Source organism: Nocardioides sp. Leaf374 (genome assembly GCF_916862475.1).
Lineage (GTDB): Bacteria > Actinomycetota > Actinomycetes > Propionibacteriales > Nocardioidaceae > Nocardioides > Nocardioides kribbensis.
The window spans coordinates 1-23941 of record NZ_CAKASO010000008.1; the positions used below are offsets into that span (position 1 = coordinate 1).

At 73.7% G+C, this 23941-nt stretch carries 22 protein-coding genes; 4 read left to right on the plus strand and 18 right to left on the minus strand.

From position 1 onward, the window contains the following. The 4 genes from LPA27_RS05435 to rimP form a co-directional block, all read right to left on the minus strand. On the minus strand, window positions 1–364 hold a 364-nt coding region (locus LPA27_RS05435; protein WP_228941777.1), incomplete at its 3' end, for a translation initiation factor IF-2 N-terminal domain-containing protein. A 90-nt stretch (window positions 365–454) separates the two neighbouring features. Next, window positions 455–919 (minus strand): YlxR family protein, encoded by a 465-nt coding sequence (locus tag LPA27_RS05440; RefSeq protein ID WP_324251244.1) that lies wholly within the window; start codon window positions 917–919, stop codon window positions 455–457. 25 nt (window positions 920–944) lie between these two features. Continuing rightward, window positions 945–1937: a transcription termination factor NusA gene (gene nusA / locus LPA27_RS05445; protein WP_228941778.1), complete on the minus strand. Its 993-nt coding sequence runs from the start codon at window positions 1935–1937 to the stop codon at window positions 945–947. Next, window positions 1937–2503: a ribosome maturation factor RimP gene (gene rimP, locus LPA27_RS05450; RefSeq protein WP_228941779.1), complete on the minus strand. Its 567-nt coding sequence runs from the start codon at window positions 2501–2503 to the stop codon at window positions 1937–1939. The genes nusA and rimP overlap by 1 nt, the downstream gene beginning before the upstream one ends. A gap of 160 nt (window positions 2504–2663) precedes the next feature. Between rimP and LPA27_RS05455 the strand changes: the two genes are divergently transcribed. Both LPA27_RS05455 and LPA27_RS05460 read left to right on the plus strand, forming a co-directional pair. Continuing rightward, window positions 2664–3251 carry a hypothetical protein gene (locus LPA27_RS05455; protein WP_228941780.1) on the plus strand — a complete coding sequence of 196 codons (588 nt, stop codon included), beginning with the start codon at window positions 2664–2666 and terminating at the stop codon, window positions 3249–3251. Beyond that, entirely contained in the window at window positions 3248–3733 is a 486-nt protein-coding gene (locus tag LPA27_RS05460) for a DUF4439 domain-containing protein (protein WP_056904579.1), read from the plus strand. Before LPA27_RS05455 ends, LPA27_RS05460 begins: the two co-directional genes overlap by 4 nt. 446 nt (window positions 3734–4179) lie before the next feature. On the opposite strand, the gene LPA27_RS05465 is transcribed toward LPA27_RS05460, so the two are convergent. The 3 genes from LPA27_RS05465 to LPA27_RS05475 all read right to left on the minus strand — a co-directional run bounded on the left by LPA27_RS05465 (window position 4180) and on the right by LPA27_RS05475 (window position 7825). After that, window positions 4180–5145: a zinc metalloprotease gene (locus LPA27_RS05465; protein WP_228941781.1), complete on the minus strand. Its 966-nt coding sequence runs from the start codon at window positions 5143–5145 to the stop codon at window positions 4180–4182. A 170-nt stretch (window positions 5146–5315) separates the two neighbouring features. Then, on the minus strand, window positions 5316–6029 hold the full coding sequence (locus tag LPA27_RS05470) for an HAD family hydrolase (protein ID WP_228941782.1): 714 nt from the start codon (window positions 6027–6029) through the stop codon (window positions 5316–5318). Between the two features lie 14 nt (window positions 6030–6043). Then, on the minus strand, window positions 6044–7825 hold the full coding sequence (locus LPA27_RS05475; protein WP_228941783.1) for a proline--tRNA ligase: 1782 nt from the start codon (window positions 7823–7825) through the stop codon (window positions 6044–6046). Window positions 7826–7970: 145 nt separating this feature from the next. Here LPA27_RS05475 and LPA27_RS05480 point away from each other — a divergent pair, with 145 nt between their 5' ends. Next, on the plus strand, window positions 7971–9008 hold the full coding sequence (locus tag LPA27_RS05480) for a hypothetical protein (protein ID WP_228941784.1): 1038 nt from the start codon (window positions 7971–7973) through the stop codon (window positions 9006–9008). A 38-nt stretch (window positions 9009–9046) separates the two neighbouring features. On the opposite strand, the gene LPA27_RS05485 is transcribed toward LPA27_RS05480, so the two are convergent. The 11 genes from LPA27_RS05485 to LPA27_RS05535 all read right to left on the minus strand — a co-directional run bounded on the left by LPA27_RS05485 (window position 9047) and on the right by LPA27_RS05535 (window position 22396). Then, entirely contained in the window at window positions 9047–9430 is a 384-nt protein-coding gene (locus LPA27_RS05485) for a DoxX family protein (protein ID WP_228941785.1), read from the minus strand. A 42-nt stretch (window positions 9431–9472) separates the two neighbouring features. Continuing rightward, window positions 9473–10318 carry a GNAT family N-acetyltransferase gene (locus tag LPA27_RS05490; protein WP_156697692.1) on the minus strand — a complete coding sequence of 282 codons (846 nt, stop codon included), beginning with the start codon at window positions 10316–10318 and terminating at the stop codon, window positions 9473–9475. Window positions 10319–10413: 95 nt separating this feature from the next. Continuing rightward, window positions 10414–10989: an SHOCT domain-containing protein gene (locus LPA27_RS05495; RefSeq protein WP_156697691.1), complete on the minus strand. Its 576-nt coding sequence runs from the start codon at window positions 10987–10989 to the stop codon at window positions 10414–10416. Window positions 10990–11030: 41 nt separating this feature from the next. Then, window positions 11031–12182 carry a flavodoxin-dependent (E)-4-hydroxy-3-methylbut-2-enyl-diphosphate synthase gene (gene ispG, locus LPA27_RS05500; RefSeq protein ID WP_056862409.1) on the minus strand — a complete coding sequence of 384 codons (1152 nt, stop codon included), beginning with the start codon at window positions 12180–12182 and terminating at the stop codon, window positions 11031–11033. A 439-nt stretch (window positions 12183–12621) separates the two neighbouring features. Then, the gene (locus LPA27_RS05505) at window positions 12622–13494 is read right to left on the minus strand and encodes a DUF559 domain-containing protein (protein WP_228941786.1); all 873 of its coding nucleotides are present in this window, start codon (window positions 13492–13494) and stop codon (window positions 12622–12624) included. 496 nt (window positions 13495–13990) lie between these two features. Continuing rightward, window positions 13991–15355, minus strand: coding sequence for a M50 family metallopeptidase (locus LPA27_RS05510; protein ID WP_228941787.1), 1365 nt, complete (start codon window positions 15353–15355; stop codon window positions 13991–13993). Continuing rightward, a complete protein-coding gene (gene dxr / locus LPA27_RS05515; protein WP_228941788.1) occupies window positions 15352–16464 on the minus strand; it encodes a 1-deoxy-D-xylulose-5-phosphate reductoisomerase in 1113 nt (370 codons plus the stop codon). Before dxr ends, LPA27_RS05510 begins: the two co-directional genes overlap by 4 nt. Window positions 16465–16558: 94 nt before the next feature. Next, window positions 16559–17965, minus strand: a complete 1407-nt coding sequence (gene gabT, locus LPA27_RS05520) for a 4-aminobutyrate--2-oxoglutarate transaminase (protein ID WP_228941789.1) — start codon at window positions 17963–17965, stop codon at window positions 16559–16561. Continuing rightward, entirely contained in the window at window positions 17962–19176 is a 1215-nt protein-coding gene (locus LPA27_RS05525; protein ID WP_228941790.1) for a saccharopine dehydrogenase family protein, read from the minus strand. The genes gabT and LPA27_RS05525 overlap by 4 nt, the downstream gene beginning before the upstream one ends. Before the next feature lie 64 nt (window positions 19177–19240). After that, on the minus strand, window positions 19241–20674 hold the full coding sequence (locus LPA27_RS05530; RefSeq protein WP_056862403.1) for a gamma-aminobutyraldehyde dehydrogenase: 1434 nt from the start codon (window positions 20672–20674) through the stop codon (window positions 19241–19243). A gap of 78 nt (window positions 20675–20752) precedes the next feature. Further along, on the minus strand, window positions 20753–22396 hold the full coding sequence (locus LPA27_RS05535; RefSeq protein WP_228941791.1) for an amidohydrolase: 1644 nt from the start codon (window positions 22394–22396) through the stop codon (window positions 20753–20755). Between the two features lie 138 nt (window positions 22397–22534). Here LPA27_RS05535 and LPA27_RS05540 point away from each other — a divergent pair, with 138 nt between their 5' ends. After that, complete coding sequence (locus tag LPA27_RS05540) at window positions 22535–23920, plus strand: aspartate aminotransferase family protein (protein WP_056862401.1); 1386 nt, start codon at window positions 22535–22537, stop codon at window positions 23918–23920. The last annotated feature ends 21 nt before the right edge of the window (window positions 23921–23941 follow it).

Below are 23941 nucleotides of genomic sequence, written 5' to 3' on the forward strand. Positions count from 1 at the left end.
GGGCCGGCTTGGGGCCCGGGCGCGGGCCCGACGGGGCGGGCGCGCTCGGGGCGGCGGCGGCCGGCGCAGCGGCCGGGGGCGTCGACGCGGCCGGCTGGGCCGGAGCGGCGGGCGCCGGGGCGGCGGGCTTCGCCGCAGCGGCGGGGCCGGGCTTGGCGGCGGGGGCGCTGGGCGCGGGGGCGGCGGCGGGGCCGTCGCTCTTCAGCTGGGGTCCGACCTCCTTGCGGAAACGCATCTCCGCAGGGAGCTCGACGGTCGAGCTCGCCGACTTGACGAACTCCCCCATCTCCTTGAACTTCTCGAGAACGAACTTGCTCTCGACACCGAACTCCTTGGCGAGCTCGTGAACGCGGGTCTTGGCCACAATTCTCCTAATCGGCCCCTCGACCCGGTCGGGTGTCTACGAGAGGCGGTGGTGGTGGTGCAAACTCATCGGAAAGAACTCATCGAGTGCTCATGAGCTGCTGCTCCAGTCCTGGTCGTTCGATCCGGAAGTGGATCTGCTGGTCGATCGTGATCGGTCGTCGTGCTCGCGGGCTGCGACCCACTCCCCCACCGGCGCGCTGCCCGGGCCGTCGGTGAGCCGGAGGGCCCGCCCGAACGCCTTGCGTCGCACCGCGAGGTCGTAGCAACCGGTGGTGGGGTGCAGGTGTGCTCCCCGGCCGGGCGCGGTGCCGTCGGGATCGGGCACGACGACCGAGCGGCCGTGCGCGTCCGAGCCGGCGGTGACCCGCAACAACTCGCGCTTCGCGGCCCGGGTCCGACAACCCACGCAGGTCCGGACGGGGCCCTCGAGGGGCCGGTCGTCCGGGGAGGTGCGGGAGCTGTCTGGTCGAGCCACTGTGACGATCCTAGCCCGACACGCCCGACCTTTCCGAACCGGCGCCACGGTGCGGCGCCGCCGCAGCCCCGACGGCACCGGGTCCGGCCGGTCGCCCGACCGGTCAGTCGCCCGGTCGCTCGGTCGGCGCCTCGTCGGAGCGGATGTCGATGCGCCACCCCGTCAGGCGGGCGGCCAGGCGGGCGTTCTGCCCCTCCTTGCCGATGGCCAGGGAGAGCTGGAAGTCGGGCACGACCACGCGGGCCGAGCGGGCGGCGAGGTCGACGATCTCCACCGAGGTGACCCGGGCCGGGGACAGGGCGCTCGCGACGAGGGTCGCGGGGTCCTCCGACCAGTCGACGATGTCGATCTTCTCGCCGTTCAGCTCGGCCATCACGCTGCGCACGCGCTGCCCCATGGGCCCGATGCACGCCCCCTTGGGATTGATGCCGGTGGTGCCGGGGCGGGCGTGCACGGCCATCTTCGTGCGGTGACCGGCCTCGCGCGCGATCGCGGCGATCTCGACCTGGCCGCTGGCGATCTCGGGCACCTCGAGGGCGAAGAGCTTCTTGACCAGGTTGGGGTGGCTGCGCGAAAGCGTGATCTGCGGGCCGCGCATGCCCTTGCGCACCGACACCACCAGGCACTTGATGCGGCTGCCGTGGGTGTACTGCTCGCCCGGGACCCGCTCGCCCACCGGCAGCAGGGCCTCCAGCTTGCCCAGGTCGACCATCACGTCGTCGGGGTTGCGCCCCTGCTGGACGACCCCGGAGATGATGTCGCCCTCCTTGCCGGCGAACTCCCCGAAGCGGATGTCGTCCTCGGCGTCACGCAGCCGCTGGAGCATGATCTGCTTGGCGGTCGTCGCCGCGATCCGGCCGAAGCCGGCCGGGGTGTCCTCGAACTCCCCGACCTTGACGCCGTCGTCGTCGAGCTCGGCGGCGAGCACCGTGACGTGGCCGCTCTTGCGGTCGAGCTCGACCCGCGCCTGCTCGCTGGCCCCCGGGGACTTGTGGTAGGCCGTGAGCAGGGCCTGCTCGATCGCCTCCACCAGCACGTCGAAGGAGATCTCCTTCTCGCGCTCCAGCATCCGCAGGATGCTCATGTCGATGTCCATCAGGCGTCCTCCCCCTCGTCGTCCCCGTGCTCGGTGTCGTGCCCGGTGTCGTCCTCGGCGTCCCCGGCCCCGTCGGGCTCCTCGGAACCGGCCCGGCCGCCGCCCGGGCGGTTGAACTCCACCTGCACCAGCGCCTTGGCCACCTCGGCGTAGGTGACCAGCTGCTGCTGGCCCGCGACGTCGAGCGTCGCGGTCTCCTGGCCGGTGTCGGTGATGCGACCGGTCATGCTCGTGCCGTCGGCGAGGGTGACCTTGACCAGGCGGTCGGTGTTGCGGCGCCAGTGGCGCGGGAGCGTGAGCGGGCGGTCGACGCCGCGGGAGGTGACCTCGAGGGTGTAGGGGTGCTCGCCCATCACGTCGGACTCGTCGAGCACCCGGTTGACCTCACGGGTGGCCTCGGCGACGTCGTCGAGGGTGACCCCGCCGTCCTGGTCGACCGCGACCCGCAGGACCCGACGCTTGCCGGCGGGGGTGATCTCCACCGCCTCCACGTCGAGCCCGAGAGCGGCGAGGGGGCCGGTGAGCTCCGCCTCGATCCGCTCGCTGTCCTGTCGTGTGCTGCTCACGGGTCGCAGCCTCCCTCTTCTCTTGTGTGCACTGCCGTCCGGCCCACGGTGGAGACCCACCGGGTCGGGCGGTCCACGATAGCCCGTGGACCGACCCCTTCGCCCATCGCGGGCGACCGCGCGGCCACGGCCCGGCACCGGGTCGCGCTAGGGTCGTGCGGTGCCTGCGCCGCTCCGTCGAACCACCACCGGACCGGCCGCGTCGGCCGGTGCGTCGCGGCGCTCGGTGCTGACCGGCCTCGCCGGCGCCGCCGTGGTCCTGCCGGCGGTCGGCGGGTGCAGCGGCGGCGAGCCGAGCCGCACGGCCCCGGCTCCGGTCGGCTCGGGCGCAGCCGGCACCGCCCGGGAGCAGAACGCGTCCACCCCCGGCGCCGACGACGACCTCGTGACGACGGTCGTCGCCGACCTCGCCGCCGCCCGCGCCCTCGCGGAGAGGACCGTGCGCCGCCACCCGGGCCTGCGCTCGGCGCTGCGCCCCGTGGCGGGACTGCACACGACCCACCTCGACCTGCTCGGAGGTGCGCCCGCCGACGACGGGCCCCGGGACGACTCCCCCGTGGCCCCCGGGGCGGGTGCGGCGCTGCTCGGCGTACGACGGGGCGAGGAGCGGCTGGTGCGGCGGCTGACGACCTGGGCCGTGGCCGCCGAGAGCGGCGAGCTGGCCCAGGCGCTGGCCGCGATGGCGGCGGGCACCGCGCAGCGCCTGGCCGTCCTCCCGGCGACGCCGCCTCGCGGGGGTGCGGCATGAGCGGCTCCGCGACCTCCGACACCACGGCGCAGGACGGCACCGGCCGCGCCGCGCTCGTCACGGCGCTGCAGACCACGCTCGAGGGCGAGCACGCGGCCCTCTACGTCCTCGGAGTGCTCGGCGCCCGCACCTCCGCGTCGGCCTCCCCCGAGCTCTACGCGCGCCTCCAGGGGCTCTACGCCGCACACCGTGCGCGGCGCGACGACCTCAGCGGCACCCTGCTCTCCCTCGGCGAGGACCCGGTCGGGGCCGCGGTCGCCTACGACGTGCCCGGGCCGGCCGCCGGGGTGGCCGCGCAGGGGGCCGGCCCGGTCGTCGACACCGCCCGCGGCGTCGAGGCACGGTGCGCGCGGGCCTACGCCGTGCTCGTCGGGAGCAGCACCGGGGCGCGACGCCGGTGGGCCGTCGACGCGCTGCGCGTCACGGCGGTGGGGCTGCTGGACCTGGGGGGCTCGCCGGAGGCGCTGCCCGGCACCGCCTGAGCCGCCGGCCGCAGGACCACGCGCGGACCACGCGCCGGCCGCCTCTGCTGACCGCCCGGCGGGGCCTGCCGCCCCGTCGACAGCCCCCGGAAATGCGACGATCCGCGAACTCGCGTCGTCGAGGAAGTCCCGAGATCTCCCCCGAGGACGCGAGTCCGCGGACCGTCGTGGCCGGGGACGTGGCCGGTGCTCACGCGGATCGGTGTGGGTCCGTCCCGCGCTACGTGCAGAATCATGCAACGCGCCGCCGGAGCGCCGCGAGCCGCGCGGTTCCTCAGGAAGTTGCATTGCACAAACCTGCAGAACGGCAGGTCCGTGCAAGCGGCACCTACCTGCCACATGCACGCACGGCCCGTCCCGCGGTGCGGGACGGGCCGTGCGCGAGGGCCGTGCGTGTGGGGCCGTGCGTGTGGGGCCGAGGGCGGGCCTCGGCGGACCGGTGTGGATCAGCCGCGGTAGGCGGTCCACATCTGCTGGCTGCGGGTCGCCTGGCCCGCGGTGAACATGGTGTAGCAGGAGTCGTAGCTGTAGTCCATGAAGTTGTGGATGGGGTCGAGGCCCGGCAGCGTGCAGGAGTCGCGACCCTCGGGGCAGCCCGTGGTCGAGCTCGACTGCGCGGGGGTGTCGCCCACCTCGTCGTTGGTGCTCGTGCAGCCGCCCTGGAAGGTGTGGTAGAGCCCGAACCAGTGACCGGCCTCGTGGGTGGCGGTCTCGCCGAGGTTGTAGTTGGCGGCCGCACCGCCCGGCAGCGAGGTGTACTGCACGCGGATGCCGTCGATGCCGGGGTTGCGCTTGTAGTCCCACGGGAAGGTCGCGATGCCGAGGTAGTCGAAGTCGACCAGCCAGATGTTCAGCGCGTTGGCCCCGCCCTGGCGGGTCTGCTTGCGGTAGGTGGCGCTCTGCTTGTCCTGGTGCCACTGGGTGTTGTTGAAGCGGTCGACTCCGGCGAGGGTGAACTGGAAGCCGGTGTCGGCGGCCTCGGTGGACTTGCCGCCGCTGAAGCTGGTGTTCATGACCGCGATCTGCTGGGCGATCTGGCTGTCGGTGACGTCGCCCCCGCCGTTGGCGTCGCGCATGACGTGGACGTAGACGGGCACGGTCGCACCGACCGCGCGGATGCCGGGGCGGCGCTCCTGCTCGAGGCTCTCCTGCTCCAGGCGGCGCTGGAAGTCTCGCTCGATCCGCTCCTGCTCGAGCGCGTCGATGGCCCGGTGGTCGCGCACGTGCTTGCCGCCGCGGGCGGCGGCCGCCTCGTCGTGGGCGTGGGCGTCGGCGACGACGCAGTCGCGCGAGACGTCGCCGGTGGTCATGGCCTGGGCCGGCGCGAGCGAGCCGAGGGCCAGGGTGGTGAGGAGGAGCGCGCCCGGGCCGAGGACGGCGGCGGAGCGGCGGAGCTGGAGCGTCATGCCCATGGAGTGGGGATCCTTCGTGCGGGCCGCCGTTCGTCGCGGCCAGGTGGGCTGATCCTGCAACAGAACGACCGGGCGCAGAGGCCTCACGACGCTGCACGTTCGTGCAATGCAGGAACGTGCAGGAGATCGTGCAGCGCGTCGCCCCGGCGCACGACGCGGTGGTGCCGGGGTCAGGCCCAGCCGCGCACGACGTCGAGCACCCCGCCGATGCTCGAGACCACCGCGTCGGGCACGCCCTCGGTGTGGCCGCGCTGCTCGTCGGGGATGGTGCTGTGCGGCACGTGGACGGCGCGCAGACCGGCCTGCTGGGCGCCCCACACGTCGTCGAAGAGCCGGTCGCCGACGTAGACGCACCGGGCGGGGTCGCTGGCCCCGACGGCGTCCATCGCGGCCCGGAAGGCGTGGCGGGACGGCTTGGTCCAGGCGATCTCCGAGGTGTAGACGTCGCCGTCGAGCAGGTCGAGCACGCCGTCGCGCTCGAAGAAGCCGCGGTGCCAGGCGCGCGGCCAGATCGTGTTGGAGAGCACCCCGACGAGGATCCCGTCGGCGCGCAGCGCCTCGAGCAGCGGTCGGACCTCGGGGTCGGTGGCGGTGTGGGGCTCCCAGAAGGCGCGGTAGGCCTCGAGGAGCTCGGGGTCGTGGGCCAGGCCGGCCTCGTCGAAGAGGTCGGCCACGGTGGCGCTGCGCTGGTGGTCGCGGCTGCGGCCCCACACCACGCCGCCGGCCTCGTGCAGGCGCGCGGCGTGGACGTCGTCGCCGTGCTCCGACTCCACCACCGCCCGCGCGAGGGCCAGCGACTCGGCGTGGAAGTCGACGTCGTGCCACTGCGTCAGCGTGCCTCCCCAGTCGAAGAGGACCGCCTCGACGCCGCCTGTCCCGCCCATCGCGCCTGCTCCCCTCAGGCGCGGACGAGCCGCACGAGGTGGTCGACGACGTGGTCGGCGGCGACGTCCTCACGCTCGCCCGAGGCGCGGTCGCGCACCTCCACCGTGCCGGTCTCGGCCAGGCTCTTGCCGACGACCACGACGGTCGGCACGCCGATCAGCTCGGCGTCCTTGAACTTCACGCCGGGGCTGACCTTGCCGGTGCGGTCGTCGTAGAGCACGTCGAGCCCTTGGCCCGACAGCTCGTGGGCGATGCGCTCGGCCGCGGCGAGGACCGCCTCGTCCTTGCCGGCCGCGACCAGGTGGACGTCGGCGGGCGCGACGTTGCGCGGCCAGGACAGCCCGCTCCCGTCGAGGGTGCCCTCGGCGATCGCGGCCACCGCGCGGGTGCACCCGATGCCGTAGGAGCCCATCGTGACCGTGACCAGCTTGCCGTTCTCGTCGAGCACCTTGAGGTCGAGCGCGTCGGCGTACTTGCGTCCGAGCTGGAAGATGTGGCCCATCTCGATGCCGCGCGCGGTCTCCAGCACGCCGCCGTCGGTGCCGCCGCAGGCGGGGCACAGGTCGCCGTCGCGCACCTCGGCGGCCTCGATGGTGCCGTCGGCGGTGAAGTCGCGGCCGGCCACGAGGTCGAGCACGTGGCTGCCGTCGACGTCGGCGCCGGTGACCCAGCGGGTGCCGTCGACGACGCGGGGGTCGAGGACGTAGCGGATGCCGGAGGCGCTCTCCTCGCCCAGCACGCCGGGGCCGATGTAGCCCTTGACCAGCGCGGGGTGGGCGGCGAACTCGGCCTCCCCGAAGGGCTCGACCTCGATCGGCTCGAGCTGGCCCTCGAGCCGCTTCTGGTCGACCTCGCGGTCGCCGGGCAGGCCGATGGCGAGCGGCTCGCGCGTGCCGTCGGGGTGCTTGAGCACCACCAGCACGTTCTTCAGGGTGTCGGCGGCGTGCCAGGGGCGGTCCTCGCGGGGGAACGCCTCGTCGAGGTGGGCCACCAGCGAGTCGATGGTGGGGGTGCCGGGGGTGGCCTCGGCGTGCGCGGCGGGCGCGTCCTCCCAGCCGGAGGCGGGCGGGGTCAGGACCTCGACGGCCTCCACGTTGGCGGCGTAGTCGCAGCGCGTGCAGCGCACGTAGGTGTCCTCCCCCACGTCGGCCTTGGCGAGGAACTCCTCCGAGCGGGAGCCGCCCATCGCGCCCGAGGTGGCCTTGACCACGACGTACTCGAAGCCGAGACGGTCGAAGATGCGCACGTAGGCGTCGCGGTGGGCCTGGTAGCTGGCGTCGAGGCCGGCGTCGTCGACGTCGAAGGAGTAGGAGTCCTTCATCGTGAACTCGCGTCCGCGCAGGAGGCCGGCGCGGGGACGGGCCTCGTCGCGGTACTTGGTCTGGATCTGGTAGATCGAGAGGGGCAGGTCCTTGTAGGAGGAGTACAGGTCCTTGACGACGAGGGTGAACATCTCCTCGTGCGTCGGGCCGAGCAGGTAGTCGGCGCCCTTGCGGTCCTTCAGGCGGAAGATGCCGTCGCCGTACTCGGTCCAGCGGTTGGTGGCCTCGTAGGGCTCCCGGGGCAGCAGTGCGGGGAAGCTGAGCTCCTGGGCGCCGATGGCGTCCATCTCCTCGCGCACGATGGCCTCGACCTTGCGCAGCACCTTCAGGCCCAGCGGCAGCCAGGAGTAGATGCCGGGCGCGGCGCGACGGATGTAGCCCGCGCGCACCAGCAGGCGGTGGCTGGGCACCTCCGCGTCGGCGGGATCGTCCCTCAGGGTGCGCACGAACAGGGTCGACATCCGCAGGATCATGGGCTCAGCGTAGGGGTGGTGCCGCCGACGGCACGAACCAGTTACCCGCTCCCCGCGGGAGCGGGCACAACCGATCACGCCGGGCGCGCGTCTCCCCCAGGAGCCCGGACCCACCGGGCCACCAGCCCGGGAGGACCGACCACCCATGGACCGCACCCGCACCCGCACCCGACGACTCCCCTCCGCGCTGGCCGCGGCAGCCGCGGTGGCCGCCCTGGCCGCCCTGTCGTGCTCGACCCTCGTCGGGCCGGGCGCCGGCGCGGCGGCCGCCGAGGCGGCGACGCCGGTCGCGCCCGGCTCGCTGACCCGTGGCGCCGACGCGGCGGTGCCCGTGCTCGCGGGACGCACGATCACCGACGGTGAGCGCACCGTCCGCGTGCCCGGCCGCTCCCCCTCCCTGCTCGGCGCCTCCGGCGACGGGTACGTCGTCACCACCGAGCTCGACGGGCGCCGACCGGTGCTGCTGCTCGACGGGTCGGGGCGCCGCACCCTCGTCGACGACCTCGGCACCGACGACGCGCGGCTGGCCTCCGACGGCTCCGTCGTCGCCCTCACCCGCTACCGGTTCGCCGCGCAGAGGTCACGGGTGCGGGTCCTCGACGTCGCCACCGCGTCGATCGCGCAGCGCCGAGGGTTCGAGGGCTTCGCGGACGTCCTCGACGCCGACGCCACCCGGGTCGTCGTCTCCACCTTCCCTCCCCGCGCCACGATGCTCTGGGACCTGGCCGCGGACCGGGTCGAGCTCGTCGGCCGGCAGCCGGGCTACGCCGCCTCGCTCGCCGACGACCGGCTCGCGGTCTACACCGGCGACCCCTACCGGGGCGGGTGCAGCCGCGTCGTGCGGCTGCAGGACCCCTCGAGGACGCTGTGGCGCTCGTGCGAGGAGCGGGTGACGGCCTTCGCCCCCGGCGGTGAGCGTCTCGCCACGGTCGGTCTGCTGGCCGACGGCCGCGGCCCCCAGGACGTGTGGGCGCGGGGCACCGACGGCACCCTGCTGCAGCACTACACCGTGGCCGGCTGGTTCGGGCTCGTGCAGTGGGAGGACGCGACCGGGCTGCTGCTCGACAGCCACGGGGTGCGCCGAGCGGCTCTCGTGCGCTGCGACACCGACGCCACGGCCGGCGCCACCGATGCAGGGTGCGAGCGGGCCGGTGACCTGAGAGCGGTGACCGCAGGGCCCTGACGTACGTCGACCCGGCCGGTCCGGTCGGGCCGCGCGGCTCAGGCGCCGCGGGCGACCTTGAGCGCCACCCGCACCAGCTCGGCCTGCAGCGGCAGCCGGGCCAGGGTGCCGGCGCGCAGCACCGCGCTGCGGCTGCGGCGCGCGTCGGCGGCCATCTTCACGTTGCCCGGGAAGACCCCGACCAGGAGCGCGGCGCTGGCCCAGCCGGCGGCGCGGCGCGTCGCCGGCACCGCCATGCCCGCGGCGCACGCCAGCTCGGCGGCGCCACTGCCCCAGATGACCTCGCGGTGGGCCGGCACCCACGCGGGCATCAGCGGCTCGAAGGTCTGCGGTCGCACGAGGTGCACCACACCGCTGGTGACGAAGGCCCCGGCGAGGAGCTTGGCGGCGAGGGGCAGCGGAGCGGCGGTGGGTGCGGGCACGGCCCGAGGCTAGTGGGCCGCGGGGGCGGGGAGCGGGCCGGCTCAGAACATGACGGTCGAGAAGCGCGCGGTCTCCTCGAAGCCGACCGCGGCGTAGGTCCTCCGGGCGGGCTCGTTCCACTCGTTGACGTAGAGCGACACCGTCGGTGCGATCTCGGCGCGCACCAGCTCGGCGACCGCCGCCATGCCCGCGACGGCCAGCCCCTCGCCGCGACGGTCGGCGGGCACCCAGACGCCCTGCACCTGCGCGGCGTGGGGCGAGGCGCAGGCGACCTCGGCCTTGAAGACGAGCCGGCCGTCGTCGAAGCGGGCGAAGGACCAGCCCCGGCTCACCAGCTGCGTGACCCGGGCGCGGTAGAGCTCCGCACCGCCGCCCTGCTCGGGGGAGACGCCCACCTCCTCGGTGTACATCGCCACGCACGCGGGGTAGAGCTCGCCCATGTCGGCGCGCGTCGTGCGCCGTACGCCCGGGTCGGGGGCGACGTCGGGGGTGCGGGCGAGCTCGAGGTGGGGCTGGCGCCACCGGGTCTCGCGGGGCCGGCCCCACGACGAGGCGAGGTGACCCCACAGCACCTCGACGGCCTCGTGGGGGCCCACGATGGTCGACACGCTGCGGCCGCGCGTCAGCGCGCGCTCCGCGAAGGCGCGGGCGTCGTCGGCGGTGGCGCCGATCGGCACCAGGTTGGCGCCGACGTGGCACGCGGCGACGAGGCGACCGTCGACGAAGCGGCCCCACACCTCCCCGCCCAGCCAGCGCGGCTCCAGGTTGGTCGTGCGCGCCCGGTAGTCGGCGAAGACGTTGACCACGGGGTCGAGCTCGACGAGCGCGAGAAACTCGTGGAGGTCGGCCGCCCCCAAGGGGCGCACGCCGTGGCGGGTCGTCAGCACGCCTGGAGCCTACGACCACCGGCCCTCCGGGGTGTCACCCCGACGAGGGGCGGGCGGGACCGGGACGCGCGACGCGACGGCGGCGCGCGGACCACTCAGAGGTCGTCGAGGACGACACGGCGACGCGCGTCGTACTCCTCGTCGGTGATGAGGCCCTGCTCGCGCAGGTCGAGGAGGGTCCGCAGGCGGGCGGCGACGGAGGGCGGGTCCGACGCCGGGGGGACGGCGGCAGCCGGACCGGCCGGGCCGGCCGGAGCGCTGCCGCGCAGGCTGGCCGCGAGGTAGGTCGCCTCGAGCCCGTCGTCGCTGCCCAGCGCCATCAGCGAGGCGTCGCGCTCGCTCATGCCGGACTCGCGCGCCATGCGACGCGCCACCGAGACCCGCCACAGCGCGGCGACGAGGCCGGCGACCAGGCCGAGCACCACGAGCGCGGCCACCAGGCCCGCGGCACCGCTGGCTCCCCCGGACTCGGTGAACGGGCTGTCGGGGTAGGTGGCCACCCACCCTCCGTCGGAGCGGGTGCAGGTGGGGAGCTGGCCCTCGGCGTTCATCCGGGCGCACTTGTCCGGCAATCGACCCGACCCATCGGCGGCGACCGCGGGGCGCGGGAGCACACCCAGCAGCAACGACACCGACCCGAGCGCGGCCCCGAGCCGCCAGACCCTCGTCATGGCCGACACTCTAGGGCGCTCGCACGCCCTGTGGGCGGGACTCAGCCGACGCTGACCTCGGCGGCGGCGCCGTCGACGGCCTCCATGCCCTCGGCGATGCGCATGGCCTCCTCGATGAGGGTCTCCACGATCTGCGACTCCGGCACGGTCTTGATGACCTCGCCCTTGACGAAGATCTGGCCCTTGCCGTTGCCGGAGGCGACGCCGAGGTCGGCCTCGCGCGCCTCGCCCGGGCCGTTGACGACACAGCCCATGACGGCGACGCGCAGCGGCACCTCCATGCCCTCGAGACCGGCGGTGACCTCCTCGGCGAGCTTGTAGACGTCGACCTGGGCGCGGCCACAGCTGGGGCACGAGACGATCTCGAGCTTGCGCGGGCGCAGGTTGAGCGACTGCAGGATCTGGATGCCGACCTTGACCTCCTCGACCGGCGGGGCCGAGAGCGAGACGCGGATCGTGTCGCCGATGCCCTGGCTCAGCAGGGCCCCGAAGGCGGTGGCCGACTTGATGGTGCCCTGGAAGGCCGGGCCGGCCTCGGTGACCCCGAGGTGCAGCGGCCAGTCACCGGCCTCGGCGAGCAGCTCGTAGGCGCGGACCATCACGACGGGGTCGTTGTGCTTCACCGAGATCTTGAAGTCGTGGAAGTCGTGCTCCTCGAAGAGGCTGGCCTCCCACACCGCCGACTCCACGAGGGCCTCGGGCGTGGCCTTGCCGTACTTGTCCATGATGCGCTTGTCGAGGGAGCCCGCGTTGACGCCGATGCGGATGCTCGTGCCGCGGTCCTTGGCGGCCCGGGCGATCTCCTTGACCTGGTCGTCGAACTTGCGGATGTTGCCCGGGTTGACGCGCACCGCGGCGCAGCCGGCGTCGATCGCGGCGAAGACGTACTTGGGCTGGAAGTGGATGTCGGCGATGACCGGGATCTGCGACTTCTGCGCGATCGCGGGCAGGGCCTCGGCGTCGTCCTGGCTCGGACAGGCCACCCGCACGATGTCGCAGCCGGTCGCGGTGAGCTCGGCGATCTGCTGCAGCGTGGAGTTGATGTCGGACGTCAGCGTCGTGGTCATCGACTGCACCGAGACCGGCGAGTCGCTGCCGACCCCCACCGAGCCGACCTTGATCTGGCGGGTGGGGCGGCGCGGGGCGAGCACGGGCGGCGGGGCCGACGGCATCCCCAGGTTGATCTCGGTCATGCCCCCAGGCTACTGCGCACCCCGCAGGGGCCCAGTACGGCGTGGCGGGCCGCGGTGAGGGGTGCCGGGAGGGGTGCCGGGAGGGGTGCCGGGAGGGTGTCGTCACGAGCCGGTCGGCGCGTCATGCGAATCGTGGATGCGCATCCACCGAGCGCATGACGTCCGGGTGCCGGTCGACGGGCCCGGTCGGCACGTCATACGAGACGTGGATGCGCATCCACCCAACGCATGACGTCCCGGCGCGGGCGCCGAGGCCCGGTCGGCACGTCATACGAGACGTGGATGCACATCCACCCAACGCATGACGTCCCGGTGCCGGTCGACGGGCCCGGTCGGCACGTCATACGAGACGTGGATGCGCATCCACCCAACGCATGACACCCGGGCACACGGGCCCCCGATCGGGCCGCGCCGAGGCGCGGAGGCGTCCTGGTCCTGTTCAGGCCGCGGGAGCCCCCCAGCCGGCGTGCACGAGAGCGGCCCGGATCTGCTCGAAGAACTCGTCCGGCCGCAGGCGCAGGCCCAGCAGCGGCAGCCGCAGGACGGTGGCGTCGCCGAGCGCGAGCGCGTTCTGCCGGAGGGCGTCACCTACCACCTCCTCGGCCCAGGTGTGGTGGATGCCGTCGACCTCGACCACGAGCCGCCAGTCGGGCCAGTAGAGGTCGAGGTAGAAGCGGCCGGACGGGCCGCGACGCAGGACCTGGCGCTGCGGAGCAGGCATGCCCCGGCGCGCCAGCTCGCGGGCGACGTCCATCTCGCCCAGCGACCGTGCCCCGTCGAGCAGCTCGTTGACCACCTCGTGCACGAGCAGTCGTCGGCGGTCGCGACGTACGCGCAGCGCTTGCGCGGCCAGCATCTCGGGCGTGGCCAGACCCTGCTGGACCGTCGCGCTGAGCAGGTGGACGGCCTGCTTCTCGCTGGCCGCCCAGAGAGCGGCACGGATGGCGGCGACCTCCGGTCTCACGCGCGGAGGGCCGGAGGCGACGACGGTGTCGCCGGCGGCCCAGCGACGGGTCTGGCGGATGTCGTAGGACGGCGTGCGCCGCACGCGTGCGCCGCGCGGCACCGAGACCCGGACGCGCGAGGGCTCGAAGCGCTCCAGTCCGCCGGCCACCAGCGCGCTCGATGCGTCGAGCACGGCGCGAGGGCCTCCCTGGAAGACCGCAGCCCAGTGATGGGCCTGCTGCGACAGCTCGCCGGTGTGCAGGCACACCGACTGGTCGCCGACGCGCTGCCACCGGCGGGCCCGCAGCTGGCCGGTCACCTGCCACCGGGTCACGCCCGCGGCGTAGAGCTGGCGGCGCGAGACCACGCCGGTGCTGCTGTCTGGCGAGGCGTCGGACCCGGCGAGCAGCGAGGGAGTCGTCAGGGAGGGGCTTGGGCATGCCGCCAGCCTCGGCGGTCGAGCCGGTCGGCGGGGCCGGCCGTCACCGACCTGTGGACGAGCCGTCGCAGGAGCGGCGCGGTGGACGACTCGCGGGCCGCGCCGCACGCCGAGCCCAGGTGGCGACGTCATACGAGCCGTGGATGCGCATCCACCCTCCGTATGACGCCCCGCCCACGACCCGAGCGACCACCCACACGACACACCGGACGTCATGCGCGACGTGGATGCGCATCCACCCTCCGTATGACGCCCCGCCCACGACCCGAGCAACCACCCACACGACACACCGGACGTCATGCGAGACGTGGATGCGCATCCACCCTCCGTATGACGCACAGCCCGCGCCACGCGCACGCCGCCCCCAGGACGCGCGCGCCCCGCCCGCGTCCCGCGCGGCCCCCGCGTTGACGGGAGGGCGGCCTCAGAACGGCGTGGCGACGGGGGCGACGAGGTCGCCGACGATGAGCACGACGCCCATGACCAGCAGCGCGGAGGCGACGACGTAGGCGACCGGGAGGAGCTTGGCCGCGTCGACGTAGCCGGGGTCGGGTCGACCGCGCAGGCGGGCGGCGCCGCGACGGATCCACTCCCAGGTGGCGCTGGCGATGTGGCCGCCGTCGAGGGGCAGCAGCGGCACGAAGTTGAAGACGCCGATGAAGAAGTTGAAGCCGGCGATCAGCGAGAGCAGGAAGGCGACCTTGTCGCCGCCGGGGATCTGCTCGGCCGAGCTGACCTCGCCCGCGATCCGGCCGCCGCCGACGATGCTGACCGGGCTGTCGGCCGCGCGCTCCTCGACCCCGACGATGGCCTGGCCGACCTCGTAGACCTTGACCGGGAGGGTGACCAGGGCCTGCACGGTGTCCTTGGCCATGACCCCCATCTGCTCGAGGGTGTAGAGCGGGCCGCCCCGGGTGACGACCAGCTCGACGGTGGGCGTCACGCCCAGGAAGCCGACCTGGCGCAGGGTCTCGTCGGTCTCCGAGGTCGGCCGGGTCTCCACCGTGGTGCTGGTCGTGCCGGTGAGCTCGCGGCCGTCGCGCTCGTAGCCGATGACGGCCTCGCCGTCGGCGTTGTCGCGGATCAGCGCGCGCAGCTGGTCCCAGCCGGTGACGGCCGTGCCGTTGAACGAGGTGATCATGTCACCGGGTCGCAGGCCGGCGTCGCTGGCCGGGCTGGCCGGGTCGTCGGCCGCGCACTCACGGCCCTCGTCGGAGTAGGGGATGACGCACTGCGAGACCGTGTCGACGACCGGCGCACCGGCCTCGGGCTCGATGGTGCGGGTGCCGTAGGTGCCGAAGACGATCCAGAACAGGAAGAAGGCGATGAGGATGTTGACCGTGGGGCCGCCGGCCATCACCACGATCTTCTTCCACGAGGCCATCTTGTAGAAGAGACGGTCGCTGTCCTCGGGGCGCACCAGCTCCCACTCCGCCGCGCGGGCGTCGGAGATGAGCTGGGTGAACATGCCGGTGTTGGACTTGCGCACGCGGGTCACGGTGTTGCCGTCGGCGTCGACGGTGGTCTCGTCGGCCAGCTGCGCGGCGCCGGGCGGCAGCATGCCGACGATCTTGACGTAGCCGCCGAGCGGGATGGCCTTGACGCCGTACTCGGTCTCGCCGACCTGCTTGCTCCACACGGTGGGGCCGAAGCCGATGAAGTACTGCGTCACCTTCCCGCCGAAGCGCTTGGCCGGGATCATGTGGCCGAGCTCGTGCAGACCGATCGAGACCAGGATCGCGACGACGAAGACGAGCACGCCGAGGAGGTAGAGCAGGGCGGTGGTCATCGGCTTCCTCGGCTCGTGGAGCGGATCGTGGCGCGGGCCGTCTCACGGGCCCAGGTGTCGGCAGCCAGCACGCCGTCGAGGGTGAGCTGCTCCTCCGAGGGTACGTCGTGACCACGCAGCACCGCAGCGATCACGTCGACGATCCCGGTGAAGCCCAGCCGGCCGTCGCGGAAGGCCGCGACGCACTCCTCGTTGGCGGCGTTGTAGACCGCGGGGGCCGTGCCGCCGCGCCGACCGGCCTCGCGGGCCAGGGCGACGGCGGGGAAGGCCTCGTCGTCGAGCGGGTCGAAGCGCCACGTCTGCGCCGTCGACCAGTCGACGGGGGCCGCGGCGCCGGGCACCCGGTCGGGCCAGGCCAGGCCGAGCGCGATCGGGATCATCATCGTGGGCGGGCTGGCCTGCACCAGCGTGGAGCCGTCGGTGAACTCCACCATCGAGTGCACGACGCTGGTGGGGTGCACCACGACCTCGATGTCGTCGTAGGGCACGCCGAAGAGCAGGTGGGCCTCGATCACCTCGAGGCCCTTGTTGACCAGGGTCGCGGAGTTGATCGTGATGACCGGCCCCATCGACCAGGTCGGGTGGTCGAGCGCCTCGGCCGGGGTGACCTCGGCGAGCTGCTCGCGGCTGCGCCCGCGGAAGGGCCCGCCGCTGGCGGTGAGCACGAGGCGGCGCACCTCCTCGCGCGCCCCTCCGCGCAGGCACTGCGCGACGGCGGAGTGCTCGGAGTCGACCGGCACCACCTGGCCGGGGGCCGCCGCGGCCAGCACCAGCGGGCCGGCCATGATCAGCGACTCCTTGTTGGCGAGGGCCAGCGTCGAGCCCGACTCGAGCGCGGCGAGGGTGGGGCGCAGCCCGACCGCGCCGGTGATGCCGTTGAGCACGACGTCGGCCCCGAGACCGGCGGCCTCGACCGAGGCCTCCTCCCCCAGCCCGCTGTACGCCGGGCGCAGCTCGGCCACCTGCTGCGCGAACAGCTCGGGCTGGCCTCCCCCGGCGCTCAGCCCGACCACGCGGAAGCGGTCGGGGTGGGCCCGCACGAGGTCGAGGGCCTGGGTGCCGATCGAGCCGGTGGAGCCGAGGATGACGATGTCGCGACGCTCACTCACGCGCGCCAGTCTCCCCCGTCGCGCCCGGGCCGGCCGCGGGACCCCGCGACCGGCCCCACGACCGGCCCCACGACCGGCCCGGCCGAGGTCGCCGTCAGGGGGCGACCGGGGTGACGGGCTCGGCGTCGGGGGCGGTGGCGGCGAAGGCCTCGGCGACGACGTCGAAGGCCTCGTGCAGCAGCGCGTCGGGGATCGACAGCGGCGGCAGGAAGCGGAAGACGTTGCCCCACGTGCCGCAGGTGAGCACCACGACGCCGTTGCGGTGGCAGTGCGCGGCGACGGCGGCGGTGCGGGCGGCGTCGGGGGTGGTCGTGCCGGGCTCGCACAGCTCGATGGCCATCATGGCGCCGCGACCGCGGACGTCGGCGACGACGGGGTGCTCGGCGGCCAGCGCGGTGAGGCGCTCGGTCATGAGCGCGCCGAGGTCGCGGGCGCGACCCACGAGGTCGTGCTCGCGCATCTCCTCGATGGCGCCCAGCGCGGCGGCGCAGGCCAGCGGGTTGCCGCCGTAGGTGCCGCCGAGGCCGCCGCCGTGCACGGAGTCCATCAGCTCGGCACGGCCGGTGACGGCGGCCAGCGGCAGCCCGCCGGCGATGCCCTTGGCCGTGGTGACCAGGTCGGGCACGACGCCCTCGTGGTCGCTGGCGAACCAGTCGCCGGTGCGGCAGAAGCCGGACTGGATCTCGTCGGCGATGAGCACGACGTCGTTGTCGGTGCACCACTGCGAGAGCGCCGGCAGGAAGCCCGGGGCCGGCACGACGAAGCCGCCCTCGCCCTGCACCGGCTCGATGACGACGCAGGCCAGGTTGGTGGCGCCCACCTGCTTCTCGATGACGTCGATGGCGCGCGCGGCCGCCTCGGGGCCCGAGAGCCCGTCGCGGAAGGGGTAGGACATCGGGGCGCGGTAGACCTCGCCGGCGAAGGGCCCGAAGCCGTGCTTGTAGGGCATGTTCTTGGCCGTCATGGCCATCGTGAGGTTGGTGCGGCCGTGGTAGGCGTGGTCGAAGACGGCCACGGCGTCCTTGCCGGTGGCGACGCGGGCGATCTTCACGGCGTTCTCGACGGCCTCGGCGCCGGAGTTGAACAGGGCCGACTTCTTGGCGTGCGAGCCGGGGGTGAGCTCGGCGAGGGCCTGCGCGACGTCGACGTAGCCGTCGTAGGGCGTGACCATGAAGCAGGTGTGGGTGAAGGCCTGGACCTGCTCGGTGACGTTGCGGACCACCGCGGGGGCGGCGTTGCCGACCGTGGTGACCGCGATGCCCGAGCCGAGGTCGATGAGGGAGTTGCCGTCGACGTCGACGAGGACGCCGCCGCCCGCGGCGACCACGAAGACGGGCAGGGTCGTGCCCACGCCGTCGGCGACGTAGGCCTTCTTGCGCTCGAGGCGCTCGAGCGAGGCCGGGCCGGGGATCGCGGTGACCAGGCGCCGCTCCTGGGGCAGGCCCACGTTGGTGGCGGGGCCGGTCGGGGTGGTCGGGGCGTGCTGCTGGGTGTCGGTCACGAGTCCATCTCCTTCATTCCCCACGGGCTGCCGTAGGCCGTGAGCAGGTCGAGGAAGGGTACGGCGTCGAAGGCCTCGGGGCCCAACACACCGGCCCCGCGCCACACGCCGGTGGCGAGCAGCTCGAGGGCGACCACGGGGTTGACCGCGGTCTGCCACACCACGCACTGGTGGCCGTACTCCTGCATGGTCCAGGCGTTGTCGACCACGTGGTAGAGGTAGGTCGAGCGGGGCGCGCCGTCCTTGCCGAGGCCGGTGACCCACAGCCCCGCGCAGGTCTTGCCGCGCATCCGCGGGCCCACGGTGGCCGGGTCGGGCAGCACCGCGGCGACGACGTCGCGCGGGCTGACCTCGACGCCCTTGACGCGCACCTTCTCGGTGCGGTCGAGGCCCAGGGTGTGCAGGGCCTTGAGGATGGAGATGAACTCCTCGCCCAGGCCGTACTTGAAGGTCGCGCGCCGGCAGTCGATCCAGCGCGGCATGAGGAGCACCTCCTCGTGCTCGACGTTGACGCACTCGACCGGCCCGATGCCCTCGGGGAAGTCGAAGACCTCGGGCTCGCTGAAGGGCGCGGTGGTCGACCACTGCCCGTCCTGCCAGACGACGGGCGGGTTGAGGCACTCCTCGATCGTGGTCCACATCGAGAACGACGGCGCGAAGACCTCGTTGCCGTCGTCGTCGGTGACCACGAGGTTGGCGCCGTCGCGCGTGCCGAGCTCGTCGATCTCGCTGAAGAGGTGGTCGGCGGCGTAGCGGGCGAAGACGTCGGACAGGCCCGGCTCGACGCCGATGCCGACCAGGGCCAGCCGTCCGGCGGCCTCCCACTCCCCCGCGACCGCGAACTGCTCGTCGCCCAGCTTCACCCCGCACTGCTCGTGCGGCGCCTCCGGGTGCGGTCGCGAGAGCGACATCGCCATGTCGAGGTAGTCGGCCCCCGCGGCGAAGGCGCCCTCGAAGACCGGCATGTCGAAGACCGGGTCGACCGCGTTCATCACGTGGGTGATCCGGTACTCGCGGCACAGCGCGCTCACCGAGCCCGCGTCGGAGGCGTCGACGCGCGCGGCGGCGTACCGCTCGTCGATCGCGGCGGCGCTCCGCGCCTTGGCCTCGTCGTAGTCGGCGACGACCAGGGCCTCGAAGAAGTCGCGGCGCGCGGCGATGGCCGCGAAGGCCGAGCCGACGCCGCCGGCACCGACCAGGAGGATGCGCATGGGGCTGCTCGTCGGCTCGCCCGTGCGGTCGCTCACCGGGTCACTCACCGGGTCACTCACCGGGTCACTCACCGTGGTAGCTCATGACGTGCTTGACCCGGGTGTAGTCCTCGAGGCTGTAGGCCGAGAGGTCCTTGCCGTAGCCGGAGTGCTTGAAGCCGCCGTGGGGCATCTCGGAGACGAAGGGGATGTGGGTGTTGATCCACACCACGCCGAAGTCGAGGCGCTTGGACATGCGCAGGGCCCGGGCGTGGTCGGCGGTCCACACCGAGGACGACAGCCCGTACTTCGTGCCGTTGGCCCAGCGCAGGGCCTCGGCCTCGTCGGAGAAGCGCTGCACGGTGATGACCGGGCCGAAGATCTCGGTCTGCACCTGCTCGTCGTCCTGGCGCAGCCCCGAGACCACGGTCGGCTCGTAGAAGTAGCCCCGCTCGCCCTGGCGGGCACCGCCGGTCTGGAGCGTGGCGTGGTCGGGCAGCCGGTCGACCATGCCGCTGACGCGGGCCAGCTGGTCGGCGTTGTTGAGCGCGCCGTAGAGCACGTCCTCGTCGTCGGGCAGTCCGGTGCGGGTGCCGCGGGCGGCCTCGGTGAGCGCGGCGACGAACTCGTCGTGCACCCCGGGGGCGACCAGCACGCGGGTGGCGGCGGTGCAGTCCTGACCGGCGTTGAAGTAGCCGGCCTCGGCGATGGCCGCGGCGGCACGCTCCACGTCGGCGTCGTCGAAGACCACGACCGGGGCCTTGCCGCCGAGCTCGAGGTGCACCTTCTTCAGGTCGGCGGCCGCGGCTCCCGCGACCTCCATGCCGGCGCGCACCGATCCCGTGATCGAGACCATCTGCGGTGTCGGGTGCTCGACCAGGCGCCGGCCGGTGTCACGGTCGCCGCACACGACGTTGAGCACCCCGGGCGGCAGGAACTCCTGGGCCAGCTCGGCGAGCAGCACCGAGGTCGCCGGGGTGGTGTCGCTGGGCTTGAGCACGATGGTGTTGCCGGCGGCCAGCGCCGGGGCGATCTTCCAGATCATCATCATCAGCGGGTAGTTCCACGGCGTCACCTGGCCGATGACGCCGATCGGCTCGCGGCGGATCCACGAGGTGTGGTCGGCCATGTACTCCCCCGCCGACTTGCCCTCCAGCAGCCGCGCCGCACCGGCGAAGAAGCGGAAGTGGTCGACGCCGACCGGGAGCTCCTCGGTGGCGGTCAGGCCCAGCGGCTTGCCGGTGTCGCGCGACTCGACGCGCACGAACTCCTCGCTGCGCCGGTCGAGGGCGTCGGCGATGCCCAGCAGCGCGGTCATCCGCTCCTGCGGGGTGGTCTCGCCCCAGGTCTCGAAGGCCCGGTCGGCGGCGGCGTAGGCGCGGTCGACGTCCTCGGCGTCCGAGAGCGGCGCGGCGGCGTAGACCTCCCCCGTCGTGGGGTCCTCCACGTCGTAGGTGGCGCCGGAGGCGGCGGCGACGAGCTCGCCGTTGACAACGTTCTGGAAGGTCTGGTCGGCCATGACCGGAGCCTAGTCAGAAGACAACGGAATCTGTAGACCTCCGCCCGATCCGATGCGAAATCGGTCGTGACCGCGACCTCAGACCGCGAAGACGCACGCTCCCTCGACCCAGGTCGAGCTGACCTGGGTCGCCCCGACCTCCTCGGCGGGCCCGAGGAACGGGTCGCGGTCGAGCACGACCAGGTCGGCCACCGCGCCGGGAGCCACCGTGCCGGCGCCGACGTCGTCGCGGCGGTTCACCCACGCGCTGCCCGAGGTGTAGGCCGCCAGCGAGGTCGCGAGGTCGAGCGCCTGCTCGGGCAGGAAGGCCTCGGTGCCGCCGCGGCCCGCCTCGTCGCGCGCCCAGCGGTTGACCGCGACGTGCACCGCCTCGAGCGGGTGCGGCGTCGAGACCGGCCAGTCGCTGCCGGCCACGAGCCGCGCACCCGTGCGGTGCAGGGAGCCGAAGGGGTACTGCCACCCGGCCCGCTCCAGGCCGAGGAACGGCAGCGTCAGCTCGACCATCTGCTCATCGAGGCAGGCCCACAGCGTCTGCAGGTTGGCGGCGACGCCCAGGGCGCCGAAGCGCGGCACGTCGTCGGGGTGCACGAGCTGCAGGTGCGCCACGTGGTGCCGTCCGGCGCGACGCAGGTCGTCGTCGAGGGCCTCGAAGGCGTCGAGCGCCTCGCGCACCCCGCGGTCGCCGATGCCGTGCACGTGCACCTGGAAGCCCTCCGCCGCGAGGGCCGCGACCGCCGCGGTGAGGGCGGCGGGGTCGAGGAAGGAGTGCCCGGCGTTGTCGGTGGGGTGGCCGCACCGGTCGAGGTAGGGCGCGGTGAGGGAGGCCGAGCCGTTCTCCGCCACGCCGTCCTGCATGACCTTGACGCTCGTGGCGCGGAAGCGGCCGTGGCTGTAGGCGGCGCGGCGGGCGACCAGGTCGGCGACCTGCTCGAGGCCGCGGTCGCGCTCCCACCACAGCGCGCCCACGACGTGGGCGGTGAGCACCCCGCGCTGCGCCGCCCTCAGGTACGCCGGCCCCGGGTCGTCCATGCCGGCGTAGGCCCCGACGATCGCGTCCTGCCACCCGGTGACGCCCACCGAGTGCAGGTAGGACTGCCCCGCGAGGAGCGCCGCGTCGTACTCCGCCTCGGTGGTCGCCGGGGCGAGGTCGGCGACCAGCGCCATGGCCGCCTCGTGGAGGGTGCCGGTGGGCCGGCCGTCGGCGTCGCGCTCGATGCGCCCGTGGGGCGGGTCGGGCGTCTCCGCGGTGATCCCGGCCAGCTCGAGGGCGCGGGTGTTGACCCAGGCGCCGTGGTGGTCGCGGTTGGGCAGCAGCACCGGCCGGTCGGGCACGACCGCGTCGAGGTCGGCCGCGGTCGGCGTGCCGCCGGGGAAGGCGGCCATCGCCCAGCCCCCGCCGAGCACCCACGCGCGCTCGGGGTGCGCGTCGGCGTAGGCGGCCACCGCCGCGACGTAGCCCTCGCGCGTGCCGACGTCGGAGAGGTCGCAGCGCACCCGCTCGAGACCGCCCTGCACGGCGTGCACGTGGGCGTCGACGAACCCCGGGGCCAGCATCCCGCCGGCGAGGTCCACCACCTGCTGACCGGGCTCCGGGCGCGGGCGGCCCTGCCCGGCGCGGCGTACGTCGGTCACGACGCCGTCGCGCACCACCACCGCGTCGACGGCGCCCACGTGCTCGTGGCCGTCGAAGAGGCTCCCACCGGTGAACACCGTCGAGGTCATGGCTGCAGTGAACCAGAGCGCCGGGCCGGTCGCGCCCTGACGCCCGACGGGCGGGATTCGACGGATTCCGTCACGAAAAGCCGCTTGCACCGTCGATTCCGCTTGCACACCTCGCCTCGGAGCGCGCACGATGAGCGCATGCTCCCTGACTACGACCACCTCCAGAAGGCCGCCAAGGACCACCTCTGGATGCACTTCACGCGCCACGGGTCCTACGAGGCCGCCGACGTGCCGGTGATCGTGCGCGGGGAAGGCGTGCACCTCTACGACGCCCACGGCAAGCGCTACCTCGACGGCCTGGCCGGGCTCTTCGTCAGCCAGCTCGGTCACGGCCGCCGCGACCTGGCCGAGGCCGCGGCCACGCAGGCCGGCGAGCTGGCCTTCCACCCGCTGTGGTCCTACGCCCACCCCACCGCGATCCGGCTGGCCGAGCGGGTGGCGTCCTACGCCCCCGGCGACCTCAACCGGGTCTTCTTCACCACCGGCGGCGGCGAGGCGGTCGAGAGCGCCTGGAAGCTGGCCAAGAACTACTTCAAGCTGACCGGCCGCCCGATGAAGCACAAGGTCATCAGCCGCTCGATCGCCTACCACGGCACCACGCAGGGGGCGCTGTCGATCACCGGCCTGCCGCTGCTCAAGCAGCAGTTCGAGCCGCTGGTGCCCTCGACCTTCCGCGTGCCCAACACCAACGCCTACCGCGCCCCCGCCCACGCCCTGGGCCCCGGCGGCGACGACCTCGAGGCCTACGGCCGCTGGGCCGCGGACCAGATCGCGGTCGCGATCGAGAACGAGGGCCCCGACACGGTGGCCGCGGTCTTCCTCGAGCCGGTGCAGAACGCCGGCGGCTGCTTCCCGCCGCCGCCCGGCTACTTCCAGCGCGTGCGCGAGATCTGCGACCGGTACGACGTGCTCCTGGTCTCCGACGAGGTCATCTGCGCCTTCGGCCGCCTCGGCCACATGTTCGGCGCGGAGCGCTACGGCTACCAGCCCGACATCATCACCTGCGCCAAGGGCCTGACGTCGGGCTACTCCCCGCTCGGCGCGATGATCGCCTCCGACCGGCTGATGGAGCCCTTCCTGCACGGCAGCGAGTGGTTCGCCCACGGCTACACCTTCGGCGGCCACCCGGTCTCCTGCGCGGTCGCGCTGGCCAACCTCGACGCCTTCGAGGAGGAGGGGGTGCTCGAGCACGTGCGCGCCAACGAGCCCGGCTTCCGTGCCACGCTGGAGCGGCTCAAGGACCTGCCCATCGTCGGCGACGTGCGCGGCGACGGCTACTTCTACGGCATCGAGCTGGTCAAGGACCAGGCCACCAAGGAGTCCTTCGACGACGACGAGAGCGAGCGCCTGCTCTACGGCTTCGTCTCCAAGTCGCTCTACGCCGAGGGTCTCTACTGCCGCGCCGACGACCGCGGCGACCCCGTCATCCAGCTCGCGCCCCCGCTCGTCGCGACCCAGGAGCACTTCGACGAGATGGAGCAGATCCTGCGCTCCGTGCTCGACAAGGCCTGGGCCCAGATCTGAGGCGGCGGCCCGCCGCCGACC